The organism is Exiguobacterium sp. s91 (assembly GCF_018618915.1).
In the GTDB taxonomy this organism is placed as follows: Bacteria; Bacillota; Bacilli; order Exiguobacteriales; family Exiguobacteriaceae; genus Exiguobacterium_A; species Exiguobacterium_A abrahamii.
Genome location: NZ_JACSMZ010000001.1, coordinates 1,830,301 through 1,844,041, shown reverse-complemented (window position 1 = coordinate 1,844,041; position 13,741 = coordinate 1,830,301). Strand labels below are relative to the sequence as shown.

The window sequence follows — 13,741 nt, the reverse complement described above, 5'->3', positions numbered from 1 at the left end:
ACTGTTCGTCATACCGAACAGTCTTTTCTTATACTTCAAGAAGGTGAGGAATCAACATGAAAGCAGAAATCATCGCAGTCGGAAGCGAACTCCTCCTTGGGGAAATCGCGAACACGAATGCACAGTACCTTTCCGAATGGTTAGCGAGTGCCGGAATTGACGTTCATTATCATACAGTCGTCGGTGACAATCGCGAACGGATGCAAGAAACATTCCGTCAGGCACAACAGCGGGCAGATCTCCTCGTCATCACAGGAGGTCTTGGACCGACGGAAGACGATTTGACGAAAGAGGTGCTCGCTGATCTTCTCGGGCGTGATCTCGTCCTCGATCAAGCGGCGTACGAGCGAATCGAAGGATTTTTAAAGACACGTCAACGGGAGATGACGATCAACGAACGAAAACAAGCTCTCATCATCGATGGTGCAACGGTTTTACGCAACGATGCAGGGCTTGCTCCCGGTATGTCGGTCCAGACCGAGCATCACCAATATATCGTCTTACCCGGTGTGCCACGCGAGATGAAGCAAATCCTCAAAGATCACTTCAGTCATCTATTCGGTCAAGAAACGATTCGTTCTCGGACGTTACGATTCTTCGGAATCGGGGAATCGGCTTTAAACGACCGTCTAGAAACGTTGATCAAGGAAGCGACCAATCCATCGGTCGCACCGTATGCGGAGCTCGCTGAAGTCCGGTTGCGTCTGACGGCTAAAGCACTCGATCAACAGGAAGCCGATCGTATGCTCGATGAACTCGAACAACACGTCCTTGCTGAAGTCGGCATGTACTTTTATGGATATGGGGAGACGAGTCTGCCGGAAGTCGTTCTAAAACGGTATCAAGAAGCAGGATTGACACTTTCACTTGCCGAATCACTGACGGGAGGAGCCGTCGCGAGTGGTCTCGTTGATGTCAGCGGTGCGAGTCAAGTGTTGCGCGGGAGCGCCGTCGTCTATGATGATGCAGCGAAACAAGCCGTGTTATCGGTACCAGAGAATTTATTACGAGAGCATACTGCTGTCAGTAAAGAGGTCGCGATCGCGATGGCTGAAGGGGCACGGGAACTGTATCAATCCGATATCGCCGTCGCCTTGACGGGGGAAGCAGGTCCGACGAGCAACAGCGGAAAAGCGGTCGGAACGGTCTATTGTGCTGTTGCGGACGCACATGGAACACGGATCGTCGAATGGCAATATCCATCGTTCGACAGAGGAATGATTCGACTGCGCGCCGTCAAGGATACCTATTTCCTTCTACTGAAACATCTCGAAAAAGCATCAGAGTGAGAAAAATGATCAAAGTGCAAGTATGCGAATAAATGTTCGCAAAATGCTTGTCATTCGGTCTCAAAAGAAGTACAATAATCTCAGTAAGATAATTAAAAGGAGGCCTGCTACGTGAGTGATCGTAAAGCAGCACTTGAGATGGCGCTACGCCAGATAGAGAAACAGTTCGGTAAAGGTTCTATCATGAAACTCGGAGAAAATGCGGATCAGAAGGTATCAGTAATCTCTTCTGGATCGATTACATTAGATATTGCCCTAGGTGCAGGTGGATACCCACGTGGACGGGTCATCGAAGTATACGGACCTGAATCGTCAGGTAAAACGACGGTTGCGCTTCATGCAATCGCAGAAGTTCAGAAACAAGGCGGACAAGCAGCGTTCATCGATGCGGAGCACGCGCTTGATCCAGCATATGCAAACAAACTCGGTGTCAATATCGATGAGCTCCTCTTGTCACAACCGGACACTGGGGAACAAGCACTTGAAATCGCGGAAGCACTCGTTCGTTCTGGTGCGGTCGATATTCTTGTCGTCGACTCCGTTGCGGCACTCGTACCAAAAGCAGAGATCGAAGGCGAGATGGGTGACTCACACGTCGGTCTTCAAGCACGTTTGATGAGCCAAGCGCTTCGTAAGTTGTCTGGTGCAACGAATAAATCGAAGACGATCGTCATCTTCATCAACCAAATCCGTGAAAAAATCGGTGTCATGTTCGGTAACCCGGAAACAACTCCAGGTGGTCGCGCACTCAAATTCTACTCGTCTGTTCGTTTAGAAGTGCGTCGTGCGGAAGCGTTGAAAAACGGTACGGACGTCGTCGGTAACAAAACGAAGATTAAGGTCGTCAAAAACAAGATCGCGCCTCCGTTCAAACAAGCGGAAGTCGACATCATGTATGGTCTCGGGATTTCGAAAGTCGGTGAGTTGATCGACATCGGAACAGACCTCGATATCGTTCAAAAAAGTGGTGCATGGTACTCGTACAACTCAGAGCGTCTCGGTCAAGGACGTGAGAACGCGAAGCAATACATGGTCGAGCATCCGGAAGTCGCAGCAGAGGTCGAACGTTTGATTCGTGAACACCACGGTCTCGTCGATCGCGAAGAGCCAGTTGATTTTGAAGCAGAACAACCAGAAGATCTATTTGCTGAATAAATCGTTTTAGAGAGGATTCGCATGCGAATCCTCTCTTTTTTTAGTGTAAAAGAGGAAAACAGTGGAATTCTTTCCTGTCCGTTCGTTGACAATGAACGAGTGCTATCCTTACAATATAGATGTACGTTTTTTAGACAGCTTCGATGAAATACCGAAATGAACTAAGAAACACCTTGCAAAGGGGAGGTGAACCCATGAGTACACTGACTTGGATTGTCATACTTCTCCTCACTTTGCTGATCGCATTCATCGTAGGCTACTTCTTGCGGAAATCGATTGCAGAAGCGAAAATTCAAGGCGCAGAAACGGAAGCGAACAAAATCGTCGAACGTGCGCGTGAATCGGCTGAGGCAACGAAAAAAGAAGCAGTACTCGAAGCGAAAGATGAAGCATTCAAACTTCGTAACGAAGTGGAAAAAGAATTGCGTGAACGTCGCCAAGAGCTAGCGAAACAAGAAGCCCGGTTGCTCCAGAAAGAAGAGACACTCGATCGCCGTGTTGACGCTATCGACCGTAAGGAAGATCAAATCAATACACGTGATGCAGAGATCGCGAAACGGAAGCATCAAGCTGAAGAACTAGAGCGCAAAGTAGAGGACCTGTATGAACAGGGACGTCAAGAGCTTGTCCGCGTCGCGAATTTATCGCAAGACGAGGCAAGAACGATCATCATGGATGAGACGAAACAGGCTGCTTTACATGACGCAGCCATTCTTCAAAAAGAAATCGAACAAAAAGCAAAAGAAGAAGCCGACAAGAAAGCACGTAACATCTTGTCACTTGCGATTCAACGGTTCGCCGCTGAACATATCGCAGAGACGACTGTATCGGTCGTCAACTTACCGAACGATGAGATGAAAGGTCGGATCATCGGACGGGAAGGCCGCAACATCCGTACGCTCGAGACCTTGACTGGGATCGACTTGATCATCGATGATACGCCGGAAGCCGTCATTTTGTCTGGTTTTGACCCAATTCGTCGCGAAGTCGCTAAAATGGCGCTCGAGAAATTGGTTCAGGATGGTCGGATTCACCCGGCCCGTATTGAAGAGATGGTCGACAAATCCCGTCGTGAAGTCGACGAGCGGATTCGAGAAATCGGGGAAGAAGCGACGTATGATGTCGGGATCCACGGCATTCATCCGGACCTTGTCAAAATTCTCGGTCGCTTGAAGTACCGTACGAGTTACGGACAGAACGTCCTGTATCACTCACTTGAGGTTGCTCACCTTGCAGGTATGATGGCAGCTGAACTTGGAGAAGATGTCACGCTTGCGAAGCGTGCGGGTCTTCTGCATGATATCGGGAAAGCGATCGACCACGAAGTCGAAGGCAGTCACGTTGAGATTGGTGTCGAGCTCGGTACGAAGTACAAAGAGCATCCAACTGTCATCAACGCGATCGCATCCCACCACGGAGATACGGAAGCGACATCTGTCATTTCCGTCTTGGTCGCAGCTGCGGATGCATTATCTGCTGCTCGCCCAGGTGCACGTCAAGAGACACTCGAAAGTTATATCCGCCGTCTCGAACGCCTCGAGGAAATCTCGGAATCGTTCGACGGTGTCGAAAAATCATTTGCGATCCAAGCGGGTCGTGAAGTCCGTATCATCGTTCGACCTGACGTCGTCGATGACGTACTGGCTCACAAGATGGCGAGTGACATCCGGAAAAAAATCGAAGAAGAACTCGATTATCCGGGACACATCAAGGTCACGGTCATTCGGGAAACACGAGCAGTCGAATACGCGAAATAAGTGGAGTGGCGGGCGACCGCCACTTTTTTTAATGAACGGAGGAACAGCAATGAAGATTTTATTCATCGGAGACGTCGTCGGTGCACCCGGTCGACATATCCTACAACAATTCACAGCACGCTTGAAAGCGAAGTACAACCCGAACGTCATGCTCGTCAACGGCGAAAACGCAGCACACGGACGCGGCATCACGAAGTCGATCTATCATCAATTCCTTGAACTCGGATTCCACGGGATCACGATGGGGAACCATACGTTTGATAACCGCGACATCTTTGACTGGATCGACGACGCGGATCGAATCGTCCGTCCGGCAAACTATCCGGAAGGGACGCCAGGTCGTGGGATGATGATTGTCAAAGCAGGTAATAAAAAGATTGCCGTCATCAACGTCCAGGGAACGGTCTTCTTACCACCACTCGGTGACCCGTTCCGTACCGTCGATGCACTGATTGCGGAAGTCGAAGGAAAAGTCGATGCCATCTTCGTTGATGTTCATGCGGAAGCAACGAGTGAGAAAATTGCGATGGGCTATCACCTCGACGGTCGAGTACAAGCTGTCGTCGGCACACATACGCACGTCCAGACAGCAGATGAGCGTGTCCTTGACGGAGGAACGGCTTACATCACGGATGTCGGGATGACAGGACCGCTGAACGGCGTACTCGGAATGCGCCAGGAAGATGTCCTACGAAAATTCAAGACACAGCTCCCAACACGGTTTGAAGTTGCCGAAGGACGGGAACAACTTAATGGAGTCTTGATTCATATCGATGACACAACCAAAAAAGCAACGAAGATTGAACGGATTCATCTGACGGATCAGTCAGTATTCTTCGACTGATTGCCATTTCTGGATGGGGAGGTACACGCATGGACGTCCTGAAAGTATCAGCTAAGTCGAATCCAAACGCGGTAGCAGGTGCACTCGCGGGTGTCATTCGAGAGAGAGGTTCCGTCGAGATTCAGGCCATTGGTGCGGGAGCGCTCAATCAGTCTGTCAAAGCCGTCGCCATCGCACGCGGATTCGTGGCGCCTTCTGGCATCGACTTGATTTGTATCCCAGCCTTCACAGACATTTTGATTGATGGGGAAGAGAGAACCGCCATCAAACTCATCATCGAACCACGATGACGAATTGGACATAGGTCCTATTTGCAAGTAGACCATTTACTCGACTGGAGTAGATGGTCTTTTTGCTACGTCCGCGAAATTTTCTCACCTTTCCACCGAGGGAGCATTGTACTACTTCCGGTAAATCGGTATCATGAGGGAGGATAGAGAGAACTATCATTTCAGGGGACAGAGAAGGAGCGAACGTCGATGTATAATCAGTTATCATGGAAAGTTGGCGGTCAGCAGGGAGAAGGGATCGAATCAACAGGCGAAATCTTTGCGATTGCCTTGAATCGACTCGGCTATTACCTGTATGGTTACCGTCACTTTTCGTCACGTATCAAGGGAGGACATACGAACAATAAGATTCGTGTCGCGACACAGGAAGTCCGGACGATTTCCGATGATCTCGATATTTTAGTCGCATTCGATCAAGAGACGATCGATGTTAACTTCCATGAATTGCGTCAAGGTGCCATCATCATCGCGGATGCGAAATTCAATCCGACGAATCCAGACGAAGCACGCGCTTCCTTGTATGCGATTCCATTTACGGAAATCGCAGCTGATCTCGGTACGGCATTGATGAAGAATATGGTCGCGATCGGTGCATCGAGTGCGATTCTCGGCATTGCACCAGAGCGTTTCCAAGCCGTCGTCGAACAGATTTTCGGTCGAAAAGGTCCAGACATGGTCGAGAAAAACTTAGCGGCGATTCGTGAGGGTGCAGCAGCGTTCGAAGCACTTGCAGGAGAGGGCGAGCGGTTCGTCTTGGAACCGGCTGACGGAAAACAACGGATGTTCATGATCGGAAACGATGCGATCGCGCTTGGTGCAATCGCCGGTGGAGCGCGTCTGATGGCAGCTTACCCGATCACACCATCATCTGAGATCATGGAATACTTAATCAAGAAACTACCGCAGTTCGGCGGAACGGTCGTCCAGACGGAAGACGAATTGGCGGCAGTCACGATGGCGATCGGGGCGAACTACGCAGGTGTCCGTGCTTTGACAGCATCTGCTGGTCCAGGATTGTCATTGATGGCGGAAGCGATCGGGTTATCCGGGATGACGGAAACACCGCTCGTCATCGTCGATACACAACGAGGTGGTCCGTCAACCGGTCTACCGACGAAACAGGAACAGTCTGACTTGATGGCGATGATCTACAGCACGCATGGTGAAATTCCGAAGGTCGTTTTGGCACCGTCAACGGTCGAGGAAGCGTTCTACGATGCAGCAGAGGCATTCAATATCGCAGAGGAATACCAATGTCCTGTCATTCTATTGACGGATTTGATGCTGTCGCTCGGAAAACAATCGGTTGAGCCACCGGATATGTCACGCGTTGAGATCCGTCGCGGGAAGTTGATTCAGGAAGACTTACCGGAACTTGAAGGAAAAGCGTACTTCAAACGCTACGAAGTGACGGAAGATGGGATCAGCCCACGTGTCATTCCAGGCGTCAAGCACGGGATTCATCATGTAACTGGTGTTGAACACAATGAGGAAGGGCGTCCGTCGGAAGCGACGAAGAACCGAGTCGATCAGATGACGAAGCGACTTCGGAAGCTGAACACGTTCCGCTTACAGGATGCCGTTCTCGTAACGGAGCATCATGCAGAACCGGATATCTTATTCGTTGGTTTCAACTCGACACGTGGAACGATCGAAGAGATCATGCCACGACTCGAAGCACAAGGAATCAAGGTTGATCACTTGCATATCCGTCAAGTCCATCCGTTCCCAAGTGAGCTCGTCACGCCGCACTTAGAGCGGGCAAAACGAGTCATCGTCGTCGAGTACAACGCAACGGGACAACTAGCGAAGCTGATCCAGATGAACTGTGGACATGCATCGAAGATCGAGCATATCCTGAAATTCAATGGCGACCCGTTCTACCCAGCAGAGGTCGTCGAGCAGGTCGTAGGAGGGGTATATCATGGCAACCTTTAAGGATTTTAGAAATGATGTCAAACCAAACTGGTGTCCAGGGTGTGGAGACTTCTCGATTCAAGCAGCGATTCAGCGTGCTGTCGCGAACGTCGGTCTCGAACCAGAAGAGTTGGCATTGATTTCCGGGATCGGCTGTTCTGGTCGGATTTCCGGTTATATCAATACGTATGGCTTCCACGGTGTTCATGGACGGTCCCTTCCGATCGCCCAAGGTGTCAAGATGGCGAACCGCGAATTGACGGTCATCGCGTCTGGTGGCGACGGTGATGGATTTGCAATCGGCATGGGACATACGATTCATGCATTCAAGCGCAATGTCGACATGACGTATATCGTCATGGACAATCAGATTTACGGCTTGACGAAAGGACAGACGTCACCTACTTCTGCACCTGGATTCAAGACGAAATCGACGCCAAAAGGGTCGATCGAAAAGAGTGTTTCACCGGTTGAACTCGCCTTGACGGCTGGGGCGACGTTCGTTGCCCAAAGCTTCTCGAATGATTTGAAGGGCTTGACGCAACTAATCGAGCAAGCGACGGCACATAAAGGATTTGCCTTCATCAACGTCTTCAGTCCATGTGTCACGTTCAACAAGGTCAATACGTACGATTGGTTCAAACAGAACTTGACGAAGCTGTCCGACATCGAAGGATATGATCCGTCGAACTTGGATCTTGCGAAACAGACCGTTCATGCTCACGACGGACTCGTCATGGGATTGATCTATCAGGATGAAACACGTCCTGATTACCAATCACAAATCGATGGGTATCAAGAGTCAGGTCTCGCGTATGCGGATCTTGAGCTGAACGAAGAAACATTCGGTAAACTGGCAGCAGAATTCATGTAAGATAGAGGAAAGATGTGTTTGGTTTTTTGGGGATGCTAAACATTTGGAAGTTCGCCACATATAAAAAAACGTGAGCTTCCGCGAAGGAGTCGGGGAAAGATGACGAAATTAGTAACGACGGTAGAAGAGACGACAACGACGAAAACGATGCGTGCACTCGTCAAAGAAGAGCGCGGGTTCGGTGCGGCACTGAAAGAAGTACCAGTACCCGTACCGAGTCGTGGAGAAGTCTTGATTCGAGTCGAGGCAACATCGATCTGTGGGACGGACGTTCATATCTATGAGTGGGACGCGTGGGCAGCCTCGCGTGTCAATCCGCCGTATGTCTTCGGTCACGAGTTCTCGGGCGAAGTCGTCGAGCTCGGAGAAGGCACGAAACGCTTGAAGCTCGGTGATCGTGTCTCGGCGGAGACGCATATCGTCTGTCATCAATGTAAACAATGTCTTCGTGGACAATATCACATCTGTAAGAACACGAAGATCATCGGTGTCGATACACAAGGATGTTTTGCAGAATACGTCGTCATGCCGGAAGAAAACCTTTGGGTCAACCCGGAAGATATGCCAGCAGGGATCGCCTCGATCCAAGAGCCGATGGGCAATGCCGTCCATACGGTTCTCGCGAGCGATGTCAGTGCGAAAACGGTCGCAATCGTCGGTTGTGGTCCGATTGGTCTGATGGCGGTCTCCGTCGCTAAAGCAGCTGGTGCGGCGGAAGTCGTTGCGATCGACGTCAATCCGTATCGTCTTGAACTCGCGCGGACGATGGGGGCGGATGTCGTCATCGATTCACGTCATGACGATGTGTTAGAGCGGATCGAGCGCATGACGGACGGAGATGGAATTGATGTCGTCTGTGAGATGAGTGGTCATCCGGTTGCGATTCGTCAAGCCTTCGAGATGGTGACAGCAGGTGGAGACGTCAACATCCTCAGTCTGCCGGTCAAACCGGTTGAAATCGATTTGACGAACCACGTCGTCTTCAAAGGTGTCCGGGTCCAAGGGATCACCGGTCGGAAGATGTATGAGACATGGAGCCAGGTTTCTGCTTTCTTATCGAGCGGAAAAGTCGATGTCCGACCATTAATCACACACACGTTGCCGCTCGAGCGGTTCGAAGAAGGATTTGAATTGATGCGTCAAGGGAAATGCGGGAAAGTCGTATTACAACCAAGGGGGACGAATTAATGGGATTTGAACACTTACGGACAGAACTAGAAGAGATGAAACAGGCGGGCACGTTCCGCAACCTCGTAGCACTTGAGAGCGCGCAACATAACCGCGTGACGATTGACGGGAAGGAACTGATTCAACTGTCGTCGAACAACTACCTTGGACTCGCCGCACATCCGCGCCTCGCTGAACAAGCAGCGGAAGCAGCGCGCACGTTCGGTGCTGGAACAGGATCCGTTCGGACGATTGCCGGAACACTCGAGATGCACCAAGCATTCGAACGGGAACTCGCGACATTCAAGCACACGGAAGCAGCACTTGTCTTCCAGTCGGGATTCGCAACGAATCTCGGTGTCTTATCGGCACTGCTCGGTCCGGAAGACGTCGTCATCTCGGATGAGTTGAACCACGCTTCGATCATCGATGGGATTCGTCTGACGAAAGCGAAACGCCGCATCTATAAACATGTCGACTTGGCGGATCTTGAAGCGGCCTTACAAGAAACACAAGACGCGCGGACGCGCCTCATCGTCACGGATGGTGTCTTCTCGATGGACGGAAACATTGCACCTCTTCCAGAGATCGTTGAATTAGCCGAGCGTTATGACGCACTCGTCATGGTCGATGATGCCCATGCGTCAGGTGTGCTTGGGAAAGCGGGACGCGGTACGGTCAATCACTTCGGTCTTGACGGACGTGTTGCCCTGCAGGTCGGTACGCTCTCAAAAGCCATCGGTGTCCTCGGTGGATACGTCGCATGTGAACAGCACGTCAAGGATTATCTGATCCATAAAGGACGTCCGTTCTTGTTCTCGACATCACATCCACCAGCAGTCGTCGAAGCGAACCGGGAAGCGCTCCGTGTCATGGAGGAAGAGACGGAACTCTTCGATCGTCTATGGGAAAACACGGAATTCTTTAAACAAGGACTCCGGGATCTTGGATTCGACATCGGAACATCGACGACGCCGATCACACCGGTCATCGTCGGGGATGAAGCACGTTGCCACGAGTTGTCGGACCGCTTACGTCAAGAAGGTGTCTTTGCTCAAGGCATCGCCTTCCCGACGGTCGCAAAAGGAAAAGCACGTGTCCGGACGATCGTGACGGCGGAACATACGCGTGAAGATTTAACGACGGCGCTTGCAGCTTTCGAAAAAGTCGGTCGTGAATTAAACTTGATCGGTTGATGCTGGTCACGGACGAACCAGGTCCGCATACTTTCAGGCAGTGGGTCGATGACCCACTGCCTGAAGTGCGTCATGACGAAAGAATCAACGTCGACCGTTTTTACTTTTGCAAGATAGGGAATAACAGATGAGGAAAGGATGTGACCTGATGAGTACGAAGAAGAAAGGGATATTGCTCTCATTTTTGATGCTGACGCTGCTCCTTGGGGGTTGTATTCGCATCCAGTACGATGCGACGATCCATACCGATCAGAGTGTTACCTTAAAGACGACATATGCCGCGAAGGAACATCCGGTTGCGCGTTTATTGAATCTGAATCCGAATTGGAATAGTTATGTCAAACAGGCAGAAAAGAACGGCTATGCAGCGAAGGCGTTCAAGACGAAAGATGACTACGAAGGGATTCGGATGCAGAAGACATTCGCGAACTTCAAGGACATGACATCGATCAAGGACGAATGGAAGACGGGGATTGGCGGAATTCTCATTCCACCTGATACGAAGTTCGACATGAAAAAATCGGACGGTTTTTGGTTTGATACGTATCGACTTGATACGAACATCGATCTCAGTATCGATCGTTTGAATATCAAAGGCTATCAACCGACAGGACAAGTCAAGAAACTCGCCGATCGGTATATCCGTCAAGCCGATATCGAGATCAAGCTCCATGGCCCAAAAGTGATTGGTCTCCAAAACGGTGAAAAAATCGACTGGTCGAATTACCATGATGTGTCATGGAAATTATACGGAACGAAAGCCAACCAGCTACAGTTGATTGCGTATGTACCGAATCCGACAGGTTGGATCATTACCGGTATCGTGTTATTAATCGGTGTCGGATTATTCCTCTACTGGGTCTTTCACCGTGTCCGTCGTTTGCGCCGTCAACAGTTGAAGACGATCAGCATCTCGCTCCTCGTCTGTTTAATTGTCGGGGGAGGCGCGTGGTGGGTGTTCGCGGAAGATACGTCAAGTGCGCCGCCACCAACGCGTCAGATCGTCACGCAAGGAAAGAGTGAAATCGTGCCGACGTTCCTCGTCCACGGGTTATTCGGAACGGAGAGGACGTTCGTGCCGATGATTCAAAACTTCACGAATAAAAAAGTCGCCGATGATGGCGGTCGATGTGACGTGACTCGTTCCGGGAAAGCAACCTGTAGCGTCAAACCCTCGCTGACGGGCTACCCACTTGTCCGAATCGTCTTCGCAGATGATGAGGCAAGTCTTGCCAATCAGCAAAAGTGGTTGAATGCGGCGATTGCAGCTTATGATGCGAAACAAAAAGCGACCTTTGCCGATATTCAGCTCGTTGGGCACAGCATGGGTGGTGTCGATGTCGTCGCCTACACGGTCCAAGAGGAGATGCCGTATCACGTCCGGAAAGTCGTGACGCTCGACTCACCGATCGCCGGCTCCGATTACGCGAAACTCGGCTTGACGCTCGCACCGCTAGGCACGAATACAAATAGTCCTGCGATACGCGATCTCGCGAAGGGTTCTCCAGCGATGAACAATCTGACCCAGCGGCTCGAGACGTGGCCACGCGACGTGCTCGTCTATTCGTTTGGTGCCAAAGGAGGCGACTTCAATCTGATTTCGTTAAATAGTTCGTTTGCACTTGAGAACTACACGGATAACATCCAGACGAAGTCCTATAAGTATGATCACTTTACGATTCATCGCCGGGAGCCGGTCTTCCGCGAAATCCGCAATTTCCTGTTTAAAGAAAATCGAGTCACGGAGGAGGAACCATCATGAAACAGGTCGTCATCGTCGGCGGAGGAATTGCCGGTCTAACGGCTGCGGCATTGATCGCACAAGAAGGACATGCCGTCACGGTACTTGAAGGAAGCCGTGAATGGGGAGGGTCAGCCGGGAAGTTCACACGCCGGGACTTGACGTATCCAGTTGGAGCGACCCTTGGGATGGGATTTGAACCGGGTGGCATTCATGCCCGTGTGCTCGATCATCTCGGAGTGACGCACCAAGTCGAGCCACTCGACGTCGTCATGACGATTCGCATCGAAGGACGATTGATTCATTATTATCAAAATCGCGATGTCTTTCTAACCGAATTGACCTCACATTTTCCGGAGCAAGCATCGTCGATTCGGGCATTCTTTGCTGAAATCGAGCAGATACACGAGGCGATTCGACCACTGATGGCAGAACTGCCGGCATTGCCACTTCAAGATTTAGCCGACGTCCGGCGGTTAGTCCGTCACACGAGAAGTGTCGTCCTCTTACCATATTTTCCGCTGACGATTGGTCATCTGTTACGCAAACATCGACTAGCGGATACGCTGTTCGCACAAGTGATCGACGGGATCTTACTCGACAGCATGCAGACAGGACAGGAGGCGTCAGCTTTACTAGGAGCCGTCGCCTTATCGATTTACCATGAAGGTGCTTATTATGTCCCGGGTGGATTATACCGACTGGCCGAGCAATTGAAAGAGATAGCCGAGGCGAGCGGGGCAACCTGTCTCCTTGGGCGAAAAGTCACGTCGATTCGAAAGACACCGGATGGTTTCTTGATCGAGGATCGTCGCGGACGCTTGATGCTTGCTGATGCTGTCATCTGCGCAGTTCCGCTTGAAGGCATCAGGGAAGTCGTCAGTTCGGATATGCGACGAACGTTACGACGGACGTATCAGCGACAAGAAAAGCTACAGCAATGGGCGACGTTTACGTATTATGCGGCGATTCCGGAGTCGATCATTTTGTCTGACGAAGCATTCCGGCAAGTTCATGATCCGTCCTTACCTTCAGGTCATGCCTTCATCTCCCTCTCCCGTCCGGACGACCGGTTACGTGCACCAGCCGGTCAGCGGACGCTGACGATGTCATGTCATGTTCCGATTGGTACGTTTGATAAGACGGACCGGAAACGCTACGACGAACAGGTCGAGGTGATGTCGGCGATCTTCGAAGCTATTCTTGAACAACAGTTTCCTGGCTTCGTGCAACAGGCGATCGAACGCCATCCGGGTGGACCCGGTGCGTGGGTACGCTATACGTTCCGTCCGGATGGTGGAGTCGGGGGATATCCGCAACGTCCGAGTACAAGTCTCTTGTTCGCAGCGCCGTTCCGTACGGGCATCGATCACTTCTTTGCAATCGGGGACACGATCTTTCCGGGTGCCGGGACGATTGGGGCGACGACGTCTGCGATTCATGTTGCCCGACAGTTTGACGTCAGATTATGAGAAATCGTCGTAAAATGATGAAAGAAGCGACGCATCTGT

General features: G+C 51.0%; 11 protein-coding genes. All 11 read left to right on the top strand.

Going from position 1 to position 13,741, the window contains the following annotated elements; translation table 11 throughout:
• The first annotated feature begins 56 nt into the window (after nt 1-56).
• Nucleotides 57-1,289 carry a competence/damage-inducible protein A gene (locus KNQ06_RS09600; RefSeq protein WP_215148089.1) on the top strand — a complete coding sequence of 411 codons (1,233 nt, stop codon included), beginning with the start codon at nt 57-59 and terminating at the stop codon, nt 1,287-1,289.
• Between the two features lie 111 nt (nt 1,290-1,400).
• Nucleotides 1,401-2,444: a recombinase RecA gene (gene recA / locus KNQ06_RS09595; RefSeq protein ID WP_023467702.1), complete on the top strand. Its 1,044-nt coding sequence runs from the start codon at nt 1,401-1,403 to the stop codon at nt 2,442-2,444.
• 194 nt (nt 2,445-2,638) lie between these two features.
• Complete coding sequence (gene rny / locus KNQ06_RS09590) at nt 2,639-4,201, top strand: ribonuclease Y (protein ID WP_023467703.1); 1,563 nt, start codon at nt 2,639-2,641, stop codon at nt 4,199-4,201.
• Between the two features lie 49 nt (nt 4,202-4,250).
• Nucleotides 4,251-5,045 carry a TIGR00282 family metallophosphoesterase gene (locus tag KNQ06_RS09585; protein WP_023467704.1) on the top strand — a complete coding sequence of 265 codons (795 nt, stop codon included), beginning with the start codon at nt 4,251-4,253 and terminating at the stop codon, nt 5,043-5,045.
• A 29-nt stretch (nt 5,046-5,074) separates the two neighbouring features.
• Nucleotides 5,075-5,335 (top strand): stage V sporulation protein S, encoded by a 261-nt coding sequence (locus tag KNQ06_RS09580; protein WP_023467705.1) that lies wholly within the window; start codon nt 5,075-5,077, stop codon nt 5,333-5,335.
• A gap of 189 nt (nt 5,336-5,524) precedes the next feature.
• The gene (locus tag KNQ06_RS09575) at nt 5,525-7,273 is read left to right on the top strand and encodes a 2-oxoacid:acceptor oxidoreductase subunit alpha (RefSeq protein WP_035398188.1); all 1,749 of its coding nucleotides are present in this window, start codon (nt 5,525-5,527) and stop codon (nt 7,271-7,273) included.
• Entirely contained in the window at nt 7,260-8,126 is an 867-nt protein-coding gene (locus KNQ06_RS09570) for a 2-oxoacid:ferredoxin oxidoreductase subunit beta (RefSeq protein WP_023467707.1), read from the top strand. Before KNQ06_RS09575 ends, KNQ06_RS09570 begins: the two co-directional genes overlap by 14 nt.
• Before the next feature lie 99 nt (nt 8,127-8,225).
• Complete coding sequence (gene tdh / locus KNQ06_RS09565; RefSeq protein WP_023467708.1) at nt 8,226-9,314, top strand: L-threonine 3-dehydrogenase; 1,089 nt, start codon at nt 8,226-8,228, stop codon at nt 9,312-9,314.
• Nucleotides 9,314-10,489, top strand: a complete 1,176-nt coding sequence (locus KNQ06_RS09560) for a glycine C-acetyltransferase (protein ID WP_023467709.1) — start codon at nt 9,314-9,316, stop codon at nt 10,487-10,489. Before tdh ends, KNQ06_RS09560 begins: the two co-directional genes overlap by 1 nt.
• A 145-nt stretch (nt 10,490-10,634) precedes the next feature.
• Nucleotides 10,635-12,251, top strand: coding sequence for an alpha/beta hydrolase (locus KNQ06_RS09555; RefSeq protein WP_215148301.1), 1,617 nt, complete (start codon nt 10,635-10,637; stop codon nt 12,249-12,251).
• On the top strand, nt 12,248-13,702 hold the full coding sequence (locus KNQ06_RS09550) for a phytoene desaturase family protein (RefSeq protein ID WP_215148087.1): 1,455 nt from the start codon (nt 12,248-12,250) through the stop codon (nt 13,700-13,702). The genes KNQ06_RS09555 and KNQ06_RS09550 overlap by 4 nt, the downstream gene beginning before the upstream one ends.
• The last annotated feature ends 39 nt before the right edge of the window (nt 13,703-13,741 follow it).

Coding starts and splice junctions, on each gene's coding strand:
- KNQ06_RS09575 (WP_035398188.1), top strand. CDS start 5,525: ATGTATAATCAGTTATCATGGAAAGTTGGCGGTCAGCAGGGAGAAGGG.
- KNQ06_RS09580 (WP_023467705.1), top strand. CDS start 5,075: ATGGACGTCCTGAAAGTATCAGCTAAGTCGAATCCAAACGCGGTAGCA.
- KNQ06_RS09560 (WP_023467709.1), top strand. CDS start 9,314: ATGGGATTTGAACACTTACGGACAGAACTAGAAGAGATGAAACAGGCG.
- KNQ06_RS09550 (WP_215148087.1), top strand. CDS start 12,248: ATGAAACAGGTCGTCATCGTCGGCGGAGGAATTGCCGGTCTAACGGCT.
- rny (WP_023467703.1), top strand. CDS start 2,639: ATGAGTACACTGACTTGGATTGTCATACTTCTCCTCACTTTGCTGATC.
- KNQ06_RS09570 (WP_023467707.1), top strand. CDS start 7,260: ATGGCAACCTTTAAGGATTTTAGAAATGATGTCAAACCAAACTGGTGT.
- tdh (WP_023467708.1), top strand. CDS start 8,226: ATGACGAAATTAGTAACGACGGTAGAAGAGACGACAACGACGAAAACG.
- KNQ06_RS09600 (WP_215148089.1), top strand. CDS start 57: ATGAAAGCAGAAATCATCGCAGTCGGAAGCGAACTCCTCCTTGGGGAA.
- KNQ06_RS09585 (WP_023467704.1), top strand. CDS start 4,251: ATGAAGATTTTATTCATCGGAGACGTCGTCGGTGCACCCGGTCGACAT.